General features: G+C 38.6%; 14 protein-coding genes. 2 read left to right on the top strand and 12 right to left on the bottom strand.

What is annotated here, in order from left to right:
* Positions 1-4: 4 nt before the first annotated feature.
* The 11 genes from I6E70_RS05140 to I6E70_RS05090 all read right to left on the bottom strand — a co-directional run bounded on the left by I6E70_RS05140 (position 5) and on the right by I6E70_RS05090 (position 12,048).
* Positions 5-532 carry a MotA/TolQ/ExbB proton channel family protein gene (locus I6E70_RS05140; protein ID WP_010552929.1) on the bottom strand — a complete coding sequence of 176 codons (528 nt, stop codon included), beginning with the start codon at positions 530-532 and terminating at the stop codon, positions 5-7.
* 3 nt (positions 533-535) lie between these two features.
* Positions 536-1,903 (bottom strand): MotA/TolQ/ExbB proton channel family protein, encoded by a 1,368-nt coding sequence (locus I6E70_RS05135; protein ID WP_010552930.1) that lies wholly within the window; start codon positions 1,901-1,903, stop codon positions 536-538.
* 10 nt (positions 1,904-1,913) lie between these two features.
* Entirely contained in the window at positions 1,914-2,666 is a 753-nt protein-coding gene (locus I6E70_RS05130; RefSeq protein WP_024593979.1) for a DUF3450 domain-containing protein, read from the bottom strand.
* A 242-nt stretch (positions 2,667-2,908) separates the two neighbouring features.
* Positions 2,909-3,523 (bottom strand): DsbA family protein, encoded by a 615-nt coding sequence (locus tag I6E70_RS05125; RefSeq protein WP_197188202.1) that lies wholly within the window; start codon positions 3,521-3,523, stop codon positions 2,909-2,911.
* A 13-nt stretch (positions 3,524-3,536) separates the two neighbouring features.
* On the bottom strand, positions 3,537-4,619 hold the full coding sequence (locus I6E70_RS05120; protein WP_197188201.1) for a GGDEF domain-containing protein: 1,083 nt from the start codon (positions 4,617-4,619) through the stop codon (positions 3,537-3,539).
* A 5-nt stretch (positions 4,620-4,624) separates the two neighbouring features.
* Positions 4,625-6,514, bottom strand: a complete 1,890-nt coding sequence (locus I6E70_RS05115) for a methyl-accepting chemotaxis protein (RefSeq protein WP_197188200.1) — start codon at positions 6,512-6,514, stop codon at positions 4,625-4,627.
* A gap of 256 nt (positions 6,515-6,770) precedes the next feature.
* Positions 6,771-8,027, bottom strand: a complete 1,257-nt coding sequence (locus tag I6E70_RS05110) for a sugar MFS transporter (protein ID WP_101163500.1) — start codon at positions 8,025-8,027, stop codon at positions 6,771-6,773.
* Positions 8,028-8,112: 85 nt separating this feature from the next.
* Complete coding sequence (locus I6E70_RS05105; protein WP_197188199.1) at positions 8,113-9,006, bottom strand: substrate-binding periplasmic protein; 894 nt, start codon at positions 9,004-9,006, stop codon at positions 8,113-8,115.
* A 78-nt stretch (positions 9,007-9,084) separates the two neighbouring features.
* Positions 9,085-9,597, bottom strand: a complete 513-nt coding sequence (locus I6E70_RS05100; RefSeq protein ID WP_007583259.1) for an RNA methyltransferase — start codon at positions 9,595-9,597, stop codon at positions 9,085-9,087.
* Positions 9,597-10,109 (bottom strand): YcgN family cysteine cluster protein, encoded by a 513-nt coding sequence (locus tag I6E70_RS05095; RefSeq protein WP_197188198.1) that lies wholly within the window; start codon positions 10,107-10,109, stop codon positions 9,597-9,599. The genes I6E70_RS05100 and I6E70_RS05095 overlap by 1 nt, the downstream gene beginning before the upstream one ends.
* Positions 10,110-10,206: 97 nt before the next feature.
* Positions 10,207-12,048 carry a DUF885 domain-containing protein gene (locus I6E70_RS05090; protein WP_197188197.1) on the bottom strand — a complete coding sequence of 614 codons (1,842 nt, stop codon included), beginning with the start codon at positions 12,046-12,048 and terminating at the stop codon, positions 10,207-10,209.
* Between the two features lie 153 nt (positions 12,049-12,201).
* On the opposite strand from I6E70_RS05090, the gene I6E70_RS05085 reads away from it, so the two are divergent.
* Both I6E70_RS05085 and I6E70_RS05080 read left to right on the top strand, forming a co-directional pair.
* On the top strand, positions 12,202-13,479 hold the full coding sequence (locus I6E70_RS05085; RefSeq protein WP_197188196.1) for a Xaa-Pro dipeptidase: 1,278 nt from the start codon (positions 12,202-12,204) through the stop codon (positions 13,477-13,479).
* Positions 13,480-13,697: 218 nt separating this feature from the next.
* Positions 13,698-16,118 carry a TonB-dependent receptor gene (locus I6E70_RS05080; RefSeq protein WP_169060531.1) on the top strand — a complete coding sequence of 807 codons (2,421 nt, stop codon included), beginning with the start codon at positions 13,698-13,700 and terminating at the stop codon, positions 16,116-16,118.
* Between the two features lie 128 nt (positions 16,119-16,246).
* On the opposite strand, the gene adhP is transcribed toward I6E70_RS05080, so the two are convergent.
* Complete coding sequence (adhP, locus tag I6E70_RS05075) at positions 16,247-17,257, bottom strand: alcohol dehydrogenase AdhP (RefSeq protein WP_197188195.1); 1,011 nt, start codon at positions 17,255-17,257, stop codon at positions 16,247-16,249.
* Positions 17,258-17,275: the final 18 nt, after the last annotated feature.

Genomic DNA, 17,275 nt, shown 5'->3' with positions numbered 1-17,275 from the left:
TTGCTTAATGGTCTAAAACCATGCTGTCTTGTAGTAGTTCTACTTCGCGCTTAGCTTTTCGTTGTAAATACGTTGAGGCAAATACCCCAGATAACGCACCTACCATGCCTGCCATTGTCGGGATAGTTGCTTTAGATACCCCTGATGCCATTGAACGCGCACTCCCTGTGCCGGTAATTGCCATTACATCAAACACTTCTATCATGCCCGTTACAGTGCCTAACAAACCAAGTAGTGGGCACAAAGCAACCATCACATTAATCAAAGAAAGATTGGTGTTTAAGCGCATACCTGCTCGCGATATCATCGCTTCGCGTATTTGCTCTGCATTCCAGCTATCACGTTCTGCACGGTTAATCCAATTGGCTTTTAGAGCATGTTTATAGCTTCGAAAACCGTTGAAAAAGTAAATAAATCGCTCGAGTATCAATAACCACATCGCGAAGATTAACACCCCGATGACCAAGAGAACTTGGCCACCAGTGTCGAGAAAATCACGGATAGCATTGATTGAGTCAATCAATAGCACCATGGTTTATGCTCCCTTCTCGCTTCGCTCTGCAATAATACCGGCGCTCTGCTCTTGAATAGTTAACAAAATATTTTTAGCGCGCGTATTAAGTAAGGTGTATAAAAATACCGTTGGTATTGCTACCACTAAGCCTAGTACCGTTGTTACTAGTGCTTGAGAAATACCACCCGCCATTAATTTAGGGTCGCCGGTACCAAATAAGGTGATTGCTTGGAATGTATTGATCATGCCTGTTACCGTACCTAATAAACCTAACAGCGGTGCAACAACAGAGATGATTTTGATAAGTGTTAAATTACGCGTCACTTTTGGCATTTCACGTAAAATAGCTTCACTTAATTTAAGCTCCAGTGTGTCGTGTGAAACACTTGGAAATTGATCTTTTACTTTCATTACGCGTCCAAGCGGATTGTCATCACGTGCAACTGAATCTTTAAGTTGACGACGAATTTTACCACCCATAATCAATAATGAGAAAAAACGCTCTAGTGATATAAGGAGTGCAATAACACCCACACCTAAAATCACATAACCAACAGTGCCACCTTGATGAACACGCTCTTGGGTATCGGGTGCTTGAACTAATAAACCAAGAATAGAGCCGCCTGTTGGGTCAAGTGCGAATTGCACCACACCGCTTTTAGTGCTTTGTAGCTCTTCTGCCGTTGCAGTAAAGCGCGATACAGGTTGGCGAGTTAATTCGCTCAAAGAATTAGTCGAGGAATTAAACTCTAAATACTTACCGTTTGATATAAGGTTAAATGCTCCCACTCGCACAACTTCTTGCTGTGCTTTAGTACCGCCTTCAACAATGACACTTGCGTTAAAACGACTTACTTTGCCTTGCTCGGTCATTTCGCGCTGTAGTTCAAACCATACTTTTTCAATATCTTCTATTGAAGCAAGTTTTGAAGTTGAACCCATTTTTTGAGCTAGGTCATCCATAAACGTACTACGCCCAGCAATCTGGGAAGATATAATTGATGTCGCAAACTTATTACTAGAATCACCTGCTACTTGCTGTAACACGCCAAACAATTCTTTAAGGGAACCCATTCGTTTAGAAAGCGTGTCTGTTAAGTTAGCAAGTTTTACTTCATTTTCTTCAAACTGCGTTTCTAAGCGCTCAGATTCCACCAGCATTTGATTACGCTTTGCTTGGGTATTTTTAAGCGTTTGTACTTGCTCGTTTTGACGAGCAGTAAACTCTTGTTCGCGCTGCTTATTTTGCTCGCTTTGAGCTGATTGACCATTTTCGAGCGTTTTAAGTAATGAATCTAAGTTCATTGGCTCTGCCGCTATACTTGCACCAGTAATGCTTAGGCTTGCAGCAAAAAGAGCTATTTTTGTCATTTGAGTAAACAATTTCATTTTTAACCTCTTATTCTGCTGCATGTACTGGCAGAGTTAACATATCTGGGGCAAGTTGCTTACGCGCAATACGTAAGCCTTTATTAATTTGGCTTATTGTAGAGTCTGGTAATGCTTCAAATGATTTTGTCTCTGCATTCCAACTACCTGCTTTTTTACCATCGCGTGTTAAGTAAATAAGCTCTAAACGGCCAATGCGTAAAAAATCGACTTCACGCTCTTTGTCATCCACGTTTAAAAGTGCGGTATAGGCTTCAATAGTGCGCCCGTAGTCTACTTCTACTTGATAGGCTTCAAGTACACGGCGAAATTTTTCACTTGAATTGATATCTGCACGATTCATCATTTCATTTAAAGATGTAACGCGCTTAGTGCGCTCATCAGCTAAAAATGGAATATCTAAAGATACAAACTGCTCAAGGCCTTCAATCATTCTAAGCATTAGCGGCGTAATTTGACGTTCAATAATAGAAACCTGATCCATAGACAGGTTTAAAGATTCCATCTCTTCTACTTGATTATTTAACTGTTTAGTTAGCTGAGCGTTGTAAACAGCTAAACCGTCAATTTCTTTATTGAGGGTTTTAAATTGCTGTAAACGTCCTTGCATTGAATCTGCAATCTTGTCTATTTTTGTTTGTGATTGCGCAGCTGATTTATTAATTTCACTGCTTTTATCAATAACCTTATCTAAATCGTTTGCGTGTACTGCTGCACTTGCGGCCACAATACCAGCTAAGATTAATGGTTTAACGCCTTTCATCGCATACACCTTTACTTGTTAGTTAGCGGATTTGCTAGTTTGTTTTTTTAGGTCATAAACTTTGTTATATAAATAATTTATAACTTAATAATTTCAATGAGCAGGAGTTTATAGATGAAACATGACAAGGATGTTGCGCAAAAAAGTCGCTTTTATGACAATGGTAATAATTAAGACTTACGAGGGGGTTTTTTAAGATGATAAGAGCATTTGTTAGCCAAATGCCCTATGAACAGGCTGGATTATTTTAAAATTGAATTAATTTGATTAAGGGAATAATGCCAATCAGTGTAATTTATTTCAATTGGGTATGCTTTATTACCTTTAATAAGCACTAGTGAGGGAAAACCTTGGATTGGTAGTGTACGAACAAAGGATAACTCAGCTTTAAATTCATCATTAAGCTCGCTTGACGTTAGTTGCGCGGTAAACTCATTTTTATCTAAGCCAATCTTTTCAGCCAAACTAATTAATGTACTTTCATCTGACGGGTTTTGCGCATTTAGGTAATAAGCATTTTGAATTGCAGCCACCATTTGAGCTTCTTTATCCGCTTTACGCGCTATAAGTGCGGCTCTACATGCGGGATACGTTGAACGCCTTGGCTGGCAATCGCGCCAAAAGTTATAATTAAATTGCGTACCTAACTGCGCTGAAATTTTATGCCAAGTACCCTCAAGCATCTCTTTCATATTTTGTGGCATTGGGTCTTGGCTATCGGGTGCTAGGCCACCTACTCTATATTCTATTGCCACTTTACCAGCAAGCTCTGATTTTAGCTTAAGCCAGGTTGGTGAGTAACCCCAACACCAGCTACACATTGGGTCATGAACATATATTAATTTACTTTGAGACATATTAATCCTTCAACTAGTTCGAGACGACTCTATTACGACCAGCAGCCTTTGCTCTATAAAGAGCTTCATCCGCTTGTTTTAATGAATCATCATAATCAGTTACTTTATTTACTTGGGAAATACCAATACTACAGGTGATTGAAATACGCTGCTTGTCATCGGTAAATATAACGTGCCCTGCAACAGCCTCTCGAAATTTGTTTGCAATTAAAGTGGCTGTAGTAACAGTAACCTGCGGTAAAATAACAACAAACTCCTCACCGCCATAACGGGCCTTTAACGCAGTTGCCAAGAACTGAGATTCCAGGAGTTTAGTAAATTCAATCAATACCGTATCACCAAAACCGTGACCATGCGTATCGTTTAAAGATTTGAAGTTATCTAAATCAATTAACAAAATTGAAAAAGGTAAGTACTGCTCTGGGCGTGTTTGGGCAAGCTTTAAAAAATGAGAGGTAATGAAACGTCTGTTTGCTATACCAGTAAGGGGGTCGGTATAAGCATCTTGTTTTTGCTCTAGCGTAATATCGGCAATAGCCATGTGGCTTTTATGCCTAAAATACTCACCAATAAATGAGAATAAAAACACCATAGAAAAGGACGCTATAAATCGTGTTTTTTCTACATTGCCATAGCTAACTTGACCAAAATCAGGGCCGTATAAAATAACAATACAAGAAAACAGTAAAGTAAAACCTAACCAAGCACCTAATCTGACCCCTAAAGATGCAAACGTCACTACAGGATAAAACATAAGCCAATATAGCGCGGTGTTATCTTTACCACCGGTATAAACAAGTGCAACAAACATCATGCACACAATGCCCATACTTATTAATGCCACTACTTGAAGATTACCCGTTCTTATAAAGTAGATAGAACAGCTTATATTTGTAATGTTAACGATAATTAATGAAGCGGTAAGTATCGGTGAGTAAACCTTATAATTCAAAAACACTAATACAGCAATCACCACAATTGATATCCCAATCATGGTAAATAAAGAAAACGCTTTGCGTTGCATGTCTGAGCTATAAACACTGTCGATATTTATTAGACTGAGCCAGTTTGGTTTATTTACATTTTTTTTAGTCATTAATTTTATACTTTAAACTTTTGAACCATATTTTCTAAAGCACTAAACTGCTGTTTTAGTTTGGTACATTCGTTAAGTGTGTCATTTAAGTTAGCCTTGCCTTGTATAGAAAGCGCACTAATTGTTTGAATATCAGTATCTAATAACTTAACAACTTGGTTTTGCTCATCGGTTGCACTGGCTACAGAATGATTTGCATCGTTAATTTGCTTAATAGCTTGTATAACATGACTCATTAAATTGCCGACCGCATCTGCTTGTTGTACGCTTTTTTCACTATCTTGAAGGCTTGTTTTCATAAGCTCTACAGCAAGGTTTGAGCCTTTTTGTAACTGGCTCACCGTGTCTTCAATTTCTTGTGTTGATTGTTGAGTGCGGTGTGCTAATTGACGTACTTCATCTGCTACAACGGCAAAACCGCGTCCAGCCTCTCCTGCTCTAGCGGCTTCGATTGCTGCATTTAGTGCCAATAGATTAGTTTGCTCGCTTACACCTTTAATAACTTCAAGCACTTGCCCAATACTGGCTGTGTGCGTATTTAAACTGTTTATAGTTTGCTGAGCTTTCTCCATATTAGCTGAAAGCTGGTGGATGGTTGCAACGCTGTGGCTTAATGCTTCTTGGTTTTGTGTTGAGTGCTCATCTGCATTTTTAGCAAGCTGCGATGCACTCTCTGCATTATTTGAAATATCCATTGATGTAGCTGAAAACTGGTTAATAGCCGCTGCAACACTATCGGTTCGTTTACTTTGATCATCATACATAGACAGCGATGAATATGTTTGTGATACCAAGCTCTCAATTGCTGTATCTAATTGCTCTGTGGACTCTTTTACTTGCTCTATTGAATGCTGAATTTTTTCGATGAAAATATTAAATGAATGGCTTAAGTCGCCAAACTCATCATCATTTTCAACGGTTAAGCGCCTTGTTAAATCGCCTTCGCCTTGTGCTATATCTTTAATGGCATCGTTTAAGCGGTTCATAGGCTGCATTAAATAGCGTAATAAAAGCTGCATCATAATAATGATAGTAATGATCCCTATCACCATAAATACAGCCGCAGTTTGGCCAAAGTTAGAAACGCTGACATACGCTTTATCTTTATCTATGACAACACCTAGGTACCAATCTACGTTTTCAATACCACTAATTTTTGTAAACGAGATAAGCTTAGACTCTCCGTTTATATCGTATTGGGTAAACTCACTTTGCAAAGGCGTATTAGTACCAAAAATGTCTGATGTATTTTTTAAGTTTAACTTAGCATTAGGATGGCTTAGCACTTGACCTTTGTTATCGAGTAAAAAACCATAACCAAGACCTAAAAAATCAATATCGTTAATAATTTTAGTCACGGTTTGCATATCAATATCGGCACCTGCAACGCCGCTAAACTGGCCATTTTGTAGGATGGGTACTACCGCTGAAATTGTAAGCTCGTTAGTTGTTACATCAATATAGGGAGTTGTAAATGCGGTATTTGATTTGTTTTCGACTAATTTATACCAAGGGCGAGAGGTCGCATCAAAATCAGCAGGTAAAACAACTGATTGATCGTTTAATATAAACGTGCCGCTGGATTTACCTATATACGTATTTTTAAAGCTTCCGGCAAGCTCTGCAGTATTTAATTGTGAAAGGGTGAGTGCTTTAGAATCATTAGCTTTATGGGTTTTAGCAATTGATATAACAATCGCCAACTTTGCATTTAACCAACTCGCTATATTTTGTGAAACAGATTCGGAATTTTGTTGTAATACTAGGCTTAACTGCTGCTCGGTTTGCTTGCGCATCGCAATGTAGTTATTAAAAGTAAATAACCCTAGCACCAAAACCAAAATTAAAGAGGCTGCAATAGTCACTTTGGAAGTAAATTTCAACGAGTTAAGCATATACATCCTTTTTATTATTTATCTTTATTATCCATACAGTTTTAGCAAAAATTTAGCTAAATGTCCTAATAAATAAGGCTTGTGACTAGGTTATTATATAAAAATAAGGATAAAGGATTAAAAACAAAAGGCTGTAGGGGGTAACTGACTAATATTGAAATAAATTGTGACTCGTATTAATTACTTATGGAACGTTCCTATTAAATGTAACTTTATAAGTGACTGAATACGTATTCAGTCACTCTTGTATAGTCTGTTATTTCCACTTATTAGCTAAGCGAACAACATTTAATCCGTACCATGCAATAAATACATAACATAGCATTGGAACAAAAAAGCTTTGCTGTATATTTACTGTGTCAGCTATAAACCCTTGCAGTAATGGTACAAGTGCACCACCTACAATAGCTAAGCACAACCAACCAGAACCCTTACTGGTCAATGATCCTAGTCGCTCGATTGCAACTGAAAATATAGTCGGGAACATAATTGAGTTAAATAAACCAATTGCCAATACTGAATATAAAGCGACGTCACCTTGAGTAAAAATGGTGATCAGCAATAGCGCAATAATACTAAATGCATTAAATGCGATCGCCTTAGAAGGCGCTATTTTTTGTAATAATACAGAGCCAATAAAACGCCCTACCATTGCCCCGCCCCAGTAATAACTAATAAGTGCAGCCGCAGTATGCTCTTCAAGTCCTGCTATGTGCGCCTCACCAAAGTAGTTAACTAAAAAGCTGCCAATGGCAACCTCCCCGCCTACATAACAAAATATAGCAAGTACACCCATAGTTAAGTGCGGTGCTTGAGTTAATGAACGAGATTCTACTGCAGCATTATTTTCCTCTTTATGGGCTTCAATTTCTGGAAGCTTTATAAAGGCAAATATAATAGCGATAAGTAATAAGGCACCAGCAAGCATTAAATAAGGCACTTTTACAGACTCTGCAGTTGCTGCAGAAGCGGCTAGACTACCTGCTGTACCAAAAAATAATAAGCCACCTACATAAGGCCCAACGGTAGTACCAAGCGCATTAAGTGCTTGTGCCAAATTTAAACGAGAAGAAGCTGTTTTTTCGCTCCCAAGAGCAGCAACATAAGGATTGGCAGAAACCTGAAGCACCGTTACACCAGCGGCAAGTACAAATAAAGCGCCCAAAAATAGCCAGTACTCATGTACTACAACAGCAGGATAAAACAACATGCACCCAATTGAAGCCACAATTAAACCAGTTAAAATCCCTTTTTTGTAACCAAACTGCTTAACTAAAATCCCCGCAGGGATAGAAACAATAAAATAAGCACCAAAAAAGCAAAACTGTACTAGCATCGCTTCAAAAAAACTTAAATCAAATACGCCTTTTAATCGTGGTATTAGTACATCGTTTAAAACAGTAATAAAACCCCATAAAAAGAATAGGGTCGTCATTGCAGTCAGTGGAAACAGATAATTTTTATTTGGCTGTTCGTTGACCGCGAATGATTGATTTGTATTTATTTCACTCACGTCGTTTTCACTCCATTAACAAGTTGAAAACGATTTTACATGTTTATATATAAATTAGTCAGCGCAACAAAGGAACGTTCCAATTTTATGGCTTGCATTGAGTATTTGTCGTATTGATAATACGGTCTATCTCGCCACTATTATGAAACTGATAAAGCCCTTCATTTATGTCCTCTAAGACTAAAAGCCATTTAGGTGTAAGCTTACTAATAGCAAAATATAAAGGGTTGTACTGCAGAGGTATGCTTTCTTGTTCAATGGAAGAAAGCAGAGATTGTTTTTCAGGTTTAGTTAAAGAAGAATAAGTCACTGAGAATTTAAGTACTTGAGGGTCACCTATAATCAAATCAACACGTTTAGCAACCAGAAGCTGAACAAGCTGTAAATCATCAACAGAGGTGATAACTTCAAACTCAGCATTGTCCATCATGGCATCAAACTCAGGCGTATTTTGATACCCTCGAACAACACCAACTTTTTGCCCTTTAAGCGATTTTAAGTTTCCAGTGAAACGGTCTGTATCGCCTTTCCTTTTTAAAAATGCAATTTCTCCGCCTTTAAACGAATTAGATAAACCGAGTAATTCTCGACGTGTTTTACCATTAACATAATCGGAGGGGGCTGTATCTTCTATAAAATATTCAGGCATTAGTATATCAGCTTTGCCTAGTTCTACATTTCGTACAGCTCTTGCCCAAGGCAAAAATTCAATATATACGCTGTAGCCCTTACTATTTAATAGAGCAATTGAAAATTGATAAACCCAGCCTTTATTACATAAATTATTACCAATATAAGGAGGCCAATCGAGTGTGGCTAAATGGAGTGTTTGTTTGGGGTTTTTCGCTTCATAGAGCACTCCTGATTTGTGGTAATGTCCAGTTAAAACATGTTGAGTACCATTTTGATAATACTCAACTGATGTTTCAGCAAAACAATTACTACTTGTCAGTAATAATATAAAATAAAACCAGCGCATTTTAGTATCTATTTATGATTTATAATGTTTTTAAGTTTAGCCAAAACTAACATTTTTGCACAAATAAACCTTAACTAATCAGCTTTTTTGCCACCTCATTTTATTGTTTGTATCACGAGAGCTAATAATAGTATCGTCACTACTCTCAACGCCGCCTAATTTAGCTAAGCGATCATACAAAACAACATTACAGGTAGCCGCCAAGTTCATACAGCCAATAGTTGGAATATATACCACTTCATCACACCACTTTAAAACGTCTTTTGGCACAGAGCCATCTTCAGGGCCAAAAACATAGAACGCATTTTCAGGATGCTTAAACTCAGGTAAAGGTGTTGCACCTTCAATAAGCTCAATAACAACAACGGTTGCGCCCTCTGGTTTTACCGCTTCTAAACTATTAGTTTCAGTTAAAGGGATACGCTCAAGTGCGTTCTTAGTATCGGTATGAAACTTTTTAGCGTTTAAGTAACGATTACCGGTAAAAAACACCTGTTTGGCATCGTAACAACCTGCTGCACGTAATACACCGCCAACATTAGTCGGGCTTTTAGGATTGATTAAACCAATTACCGCTTGTTGTTTGCTCATTACTCAGCGTCCTTTGTTGGCCACTCTGCGATGTACAAGTCAAAGTCGTCTAGCTTTACATCGCAATCTTTTACTGTTTTGTCTTTTACAGAAATACCTAGCTCATGCATCCTTGTTTTATCGCCACTATTTAATAGTGGGTGCCAAGAAGCCAAACCCCGGCCTTCATGTAAACGACGGTAACTGCAGCTTTGTGGCATAAAAAAGATGTCTTTAAGGTTTTCTTTTGTGAGTTTTACACAAGAAGGAACAAGCGTTTGGCGGTTTTCGTATTCGCTACAACCACAGGTGTTGTTATCAAGATACTGACATACAATATTAGTAAATATTAATTGCTCACCTTCGCGTAACTGATCGGTGGCGGTAAATTCGTCTTCGTCTTCGCTATCAATAAACGTATTTAAACAACATTTTCCGCATCCATCACAAATGGCTTCCCATTCGTTTTGACTCATGTCGCTTAAGCTTTTTTTAAGCCAAAATTGTGTATTTGCTAATTGTTGATCAAACATAGTTTACTCGTGCCCCCTAAAGAGCGCGCATTCTACCGTATTGCTGTAAATGGCGCAAAGCCAATACCCTTTCAAAGTACAGGCTTTGCGCTACAAATTAGCTTTGAGATTTAACCCAACGCTTAATTTTTTCCTCAAGGATTGGCATTGGCAATGCGCCATCAATTAATATTTGCGTGTGGAACGCTTTAATATCAAATTTATTGCCGAGTTCTTTTTTAGAAAAATCACGTAATTCTTGAATTTTAAATTGCCCTAACTTGTAAGAAAGCGCTTGGCCTGGCCATGCTATATAGCGCTCTACTTCAGCAATCACATCACTTTTAGCCATAGACGAATTTGCAAGCATGTAGTCTATACCTTGTTGACGCGTCCACCCTTTTGCATGAAAACCAGTATCAAGCACTAAACGCATTGCGCGTAATTGCTCATCCGATAAACGTCCGTACCACATATAAGGGTCGGTAAATAAGCCTAGCTCTTTGCCTAAGCTTTCTGCGTAAAGCGCCCAACCTTCTGCAAACACAGTGTAGCCACCAAATTTACGAAAATCAGGTAAGCCCTCTATTTCTTGCTGAAGTGCTATTTGAAAGTGATGGCCCGGGGCTGCTTCGTGAATCGATAAAGTTTCGAGTAAAAATTTAGGCTGCGCTTTTAAGTTATAAGCATTGATATAAAAAATACCAGGGCGAGAGCCATCAGGCGCCGGAGATGCGTATGATGCACCAGCTGCAGACTGCGCTCTGTATGCTTCAACAGCTTTTACAACGTAAGGTGCTTTGGGTGCGATGTTAAAAAGCAGAGGCAAACGTGCGTCTATTTTTTTCTTAACGTTTTCATATGCCGCAATTAACTCCTCGGGCGTGTCGTAGTAAAATTCATCTGAATCGCGTAAATGGTCAAAAAATTCTGATAACTCACCTTTAAAGCCCACGGTTTCTTTTACTTTTTTCATTTCGCTTAAAATACGCGACACTTCACTTAAACCAATGTCATGAATTTCATCTGCAGATAAGCTAAGCGTCGTGTTTTTCTTAATTTGGTATTCGTACCATGCTTTACCGTTTGGTAAGTCACTATAACCAACGCTTTCTCGGCTATTTGCAATATACTGATTAGCTAGAAAGTCACTCATGCCTTTATAAGCTGGTACTAAGTGCTGCATAATCAATTGACGATACTGCGCTGTAATTTTTTGCTTTTGCTGTGCGCTAAACGAGTCTGGTAATTTTTTAATTGGTCCCCAAAATAGTGAGTCTTCGGCATTTTTAACTACATGAGCTGCAAATTGTGGCTGCAGTTTTTCAGCAAGTGGTTTTGGTAACGTAATACCTAGTTTAATGCCTTGCGCCATTGAACGCTCTACACTGGCAAGCCACTTTACAAAACCTTCGCTGCGCGAGATAAAAGCCGTGTAATCTTCAGCGGTATTAAACGGCTGAGCACTTTGACCTGAACCAAAACCTGCAAAGGTGTTATGCGCACCCGCCATTTGGTTAATTGGTAGTAAATAATCAGGAAACTGCATGCCTTCTAATTTAAGTGCAAGGTCGCGCTCTAATATTTCAAAACTTAAAAGCGACTGCCCTGTTAACTGTGCTTTATCTATAAAGTTTAAACGCTGTTGATATTTTTTATAAAAAGCCGCTTTTTTAGCTCTATTTTCTTTTGAAATCTCAGGCGTAAATTGATCGTTAAACTCGTTACGACCATTATAAGTTGCGCTGATGGGGCTATATGTAAGCGATTCATCGTAATACTGTGCAACAAGTACATCGAGCTGTTGCTCTGCCGAAAGCTCTGAAACAATACCTGCCGATGCGTTAACGGTGTTTAACTGCGCACTGGTATTAGTGTGTGTACTAAGCTCAGTATTCATACAGCCACTTAAAGCAAACATAACGCCACTGGCAACTAATGCTAATTTAATTGATTTCATGATAATCCTTTTTAATATCGTTTTTTGATTATGCGCATTAAGCCTTACTTAATAAAGTAATTACGATAGATTGCGTTCATCGTATTAATTTGCACTTTTATCTGAGCTTGTTACATTTCTATTAATTCAAATATGATTTAAAAGAAAAATAAAATGAAAAAACAACTACTCAGCACCTCTATTGCCTTACTTTGTTTAACTACTTTTAATGCCCATGCCGTTACATACCTATCGGCTAAAGCCATGGTTAATGTGGAAGATGGCAAACTCATTAAATCGCCCTTGATTACTATTGATGATGGCGTAATTACAAACATTGAACAAAATAAAAAACCAACGCTGACTAAAGATGATAAACATATTCAACTACTTGATTTAACCCTTATGCCAGGTTTAATGGATATGCATGTGCATTTAACAAGCGATCCGACGGTTCCACGCAGTGAACGTTTAGGCCAGTCAGTTCCTAGAATGGCAATTAAAGCGGCTCATTTTGCTAAAAGAACCTTAGAAGCCGGATTTACAACAGTTCGTAATGTTGGCGCTGAAGGTTACAGCGTTATAGCAGTGCGTGACGGCATAAATGCAGGTGACATAGTTGGCCCTCGTATTTGGGCTGCAGGCCCATCACTCGGAATTACTGGCGGGCACTGTGATAACAACCGATTACCTCCTGAACTTAAATATACTTCAAGTGGCGTCGCAGACGGTCCATGGGCTGCGCGTATAAAAGTACGCGAAAACATTAAATACGGGGCAAACGCTATTAAGTTTTGCGCCACAGGTGGAGTATTTTCAAAAGGGACTAAAGTAGGTGCACAGCAGTATTCTTTTGAAGAAATGAAAGCCATCGTTGATGAAGCCCATATGCGAGATTTACCTGTTGCAGCTCATGCACACGGTACAAGCGGGATTAAAACAGCCATTAAAGCAGGTGTTGATAGCGTAGAGCACGCCAGCTTTTTAGATGACGAAGCCATAGCCCTTGCCAAAGAGCATGGAACTTGGCTTTCTATGGATATTTATAACACCGAATACACGCTAACTTATGGCGAGCAAAATGGTGTTGACGAAGAAAATCTAAATAAAGAACGCCAAGTATCAAAAAGGCAACGTGATAGCTTTAACCGTGCTGTAAAAGCGGGCGTTAAAATGGTCTTTGGAACGGATGCAGCAATTTACCCGCATGGCGACAATGCAAAACAGTTTAGCCGCATGGTTGAATTTGGCATGACAGAACTACAAGCCATTCAAGCATCCACGATTAATAGCGCTAAATTACTAAAAATGGATGCTCAGTTAGGACAAATTAAAACCGGATTCGCAGCTGATATAATTGCTGTAAAAGCAAACCCTCTTAAAAACATTAAAACCTTAGAGTCAGTACCCTTCGTAATGAAAGCAGGTGTTGTTTATAAAAACCAATTGTAAATACACGCTATTAAGGCTGAGCTTACTTAGCCTTAATAAACCCCTCACCCATCTCAAATAGCCTAATAAAGGTACACCGTACCTTTATTAGACTTAACTTTGTTTATTAATTATCCGAACAGTTTTATTTAATCAAATAAAATGAACTTTCTATTCACTTTAAAAACAATAACCATTATCATTCGCGCAAATTCAATAACGCGAATAGTTATCACTCTATGAAAACGTTTAAGTACTCTCTTATTACTCTTGCTTGTTTAAATGCAAATATGGCATTTGCCCAAAATACACAAGTTGATGCTGATATTGAACGCATCAGCGTATACGAAAAACAAAACCGCGTGGTGATGAGCTCAGGTCTTGCTACTAAATCAGACATGTCTTTAATGGAAACACCTGCACCGGTTGTGATTATTGACCGTGAACTTATTGAATCTCAAGGTGTAGATAGCCTACAAGATTTAGTTAGAAACGTAAGTGGTTTAACACAAGCAGGTAATAACTACGGTATTGGTGATAACTTAGTAATTCGTGGTTTAGATGCAAACTACACCTACGATGGTATGTATGGTGGTGCAGGCCTGGGTAATACATTTAACCCAACTCGTTCACTTACAAATGTTGAATCTGTTGAGGTTTTAAAAGGCCCAGCAACAGGTTTATATGGCATTGGTAGTGCGGGTGGCGTAATTAACCTAATAGAGAAAAAGCCAGAGTTTGAAGAGAAACACAAAGTATCCGCTGAGCTTGGCCAGTGGGATAGCTATTCATTATCGTTTGATAGCACTAACGCTATAACAGATGACTTGGCCTATCGTGTAATGGCTAAAACAGCGTCAAGTGACGGCTTTCGCGATTTAAAAGAAGATCGCGACGAAATTTATACTTCGCTTAAATACGTGCTAAACGACAGACAAAACATCATGCTTTCTGCAGCATATATAAAAGATGAAATAGCGGTTGATTCTATTGGTCACCCTATTCGTATTTACAATGCAGAAACTGCAAATGGTTTAAGCGCGGGTGAAGTAACCGGTGCCGATTTAGTAAACGATCCGACAGGAAGCGGCGTACAGTTAAGTGATGCACAACGCGACCAACTTGCTAATTCGCTATCTTCATCTGATGGATTAACACCTTATAGCTTTGGCACAAATGGTATTATTTCACCAATGGCTGATGCTAACGAAGGTGAAGAACTGCGTTTTAAATTAACGCATAACTATTACATTACTGACGATTTGTTTTTAAACCAGCAGCTACAGTACCGTAACTACACATCAAGTTTTGCGCGCCAAACAGGTGCTTATAACTACGTTTACTCTACTCGTGATGGAATTATAAATAATGACCCACGTGCTCCGTTAGTTGAAGACGGTGTACTTTACCCGTATGCAGCACGCCGCCAAGAATACCGCCAAGTAGAAGCAGATGAAAAATCATGGCAGTACTTTTTAGATTTACGTTATGACTTTATGTTAGGCGACGTAGATAACGAATTACTTGTTAACGCAAACTACGAAGATAGAGATATTCGTTTTAAACAATTCTCAATATGGGATCAAGATTACGTACTCACAAACAATGATGGTGATGTAACGTACCAAGGTTCATTGCCGTATATTTACGATATAAGAGAACCAAATTGGCCATCTGGCAGCTTTGATGACTTCGATCCACTTAAAACCAGCGACTACAATAAAAAAGTACAAGCATGGGGCTTAGGCATTCAACATGTTGGTTATCTTACTGAAGAGCTTACAACGCGTATTGGTGTAGCATATAACCGAATTGAGCAAACTTACGAGCACTTTGGTGTAGATGAGCGCTATAGCTCAAGCCGCGCAGAGCCAACACCTGAAGCGAGTACATCAGATTCTGGCTTAACGTATAACCTGGGGGCAACGTACCAGCCATCTGAAGATTTATCTGTATTTGTAAATCATTCAAAAGGCCGTACAGCGTATAGTGTATTAGGCTCAGTTGCGGGTAATGAAGCAGACAGAGAAGATTCTGAATCAATGAGTAACGATTTAGGTTTTAGATTTAAAGCGTTTGATGATCAACTACTAGCTTCTGTTGTTATATTCGAAAGCTCTCGTACTAATTTAGAATACGCAAATCCGCTTTATGACGCTTTAACATCAGGCTCAAATGTACCTGAAAGCTATTATGATGGTAAAGAAGAAACAACAGGTATTGAACTTGATTTAAACGCTTACTTAAATGATAAATGGAAAGTAAACGTAAACGGTATTTATCAAGATGCACGTGACAAAAGTAATCCTAACAGCAGCAGTTACGACACACGCCAAAAAGGTGTGCCTTACGTAACAGCAAGCACGTGGGTAACTTATTACGCAGATATGTTTAACTTACCTGAAGCTGTAAATATAAGTGGTGGTATTACATTTGTAGATAACAGAAGTACTAATTCAAGTTCATTCTCGATTCCTGATGGTTACGTACCAAGTTACACGATTTACGATACAGCGGTATCGTATACAACTGATAAATGGCATATGCAGTTAAACTTAAATAACTTGTTCAACAAAAAGTATTACTCAAAAGCAATGTTTTTAGGTGGTATGCCAGGCGAAGAGCGTAATGCAAAACTAAGTTTTAGTTACACTCTTTAACTAGTTAACCTGAACTCTGGATAATAAATCTATCTCAAGCAGAGCTCAGGTTAGTTAAATACTTAAAAAGCACGGTTTTCTAATTTAGAAGCCGTGCTTTTTTGTGTTTTATAAACGCTTAATCTAAATTAAATAGTAACCACTATGCGACCGTTAATTTCACCTTTGAGCATATCATCAAAAATCTCGTTAATGTCCTCTAAGCGTTTTTCTTCAATAATCGCTTTTACTTTACCTTGCGCTGCAAATTCCAAGCATTCTTGCAAATCTTTACGTGTACCAACAATAGAGCCCACTACTGACACGCCATTAAGCACAGTATCAAAAATAGGAAGTGGCATATCCTCTGGAGGTAATCCCACTAATACACATTTACCGCCACGGCGTACACTTTTATAAGCTTGTTCAAACCCAGCTTTAGATACCGCAGTACACACAACGCCATGCGCGCCACCTACTTGTTCAAAAATAGCGTCGCTAGGAACAACTTCTTTAAAGTCGAGTGTTATATCTGCGCCAAGCTCTTTAGCAAGTGCGAGTTTTTCTTTACCTGTATCAACAGCTATTACATTAAAACCCATTGCTTTAGCGTACTGTACTGCTAAATGTCCAAGCCCGCCTACACCAACAATAGCAACCCACTGCCCAGGTTTAGCACCGGATACTTTCAATGCTTTATAGGTTGTAACACCTGCACAAAATAATGGAGCAGCTTCAGAAAAGCCTAATCCCTCAGGTATTTTTACAACGTAATCACCGTGAGCCAAACAATATTCTGCATAGCTACCATCAATAGAATAGCCAGTATTATGCTGCGATAAACACAGTGTTTCTTTGCCATCTAGGCAAAACTCACAGTGCCCACATGCACTATAGAGCCAAGGAATACCCACTCTATCGCCAACTTCTAAGTGCTTAATGTTGCTTCCAACTTTATCAATAACACCAACTCCTTCATGCCCTGGAACTAATGGCATTTTTGGCTTTACCGGCCAATCACCATGACAGGCATGTAAATCGGTGTGGCAAACGCCACAAGCGGCTATTTTTACTAAAACGTCGTTTATTCCAACCTCAGGAATTGGCAGATCTGTTATTTGTAATTTACCTTTGTATTCATTATTAATTGCAGCTTTCATAGTCATTCCATCGTATGT

The sequence above is a fragment of the Pseudoalteromonas sp. NGC95 genome (assembly GCF_015864705.1).
Taxonomy (GTDB): Bacteria; Pseudomonadota; Gammaproteobacteria; order Enterobacterales; family Alteromonadaceae; genus Pseudoalteromonas; species Pseudoalteromonas arctica.
This window is presented reverse-complemented; position numbering and strand designations above follow the sequence as displayed.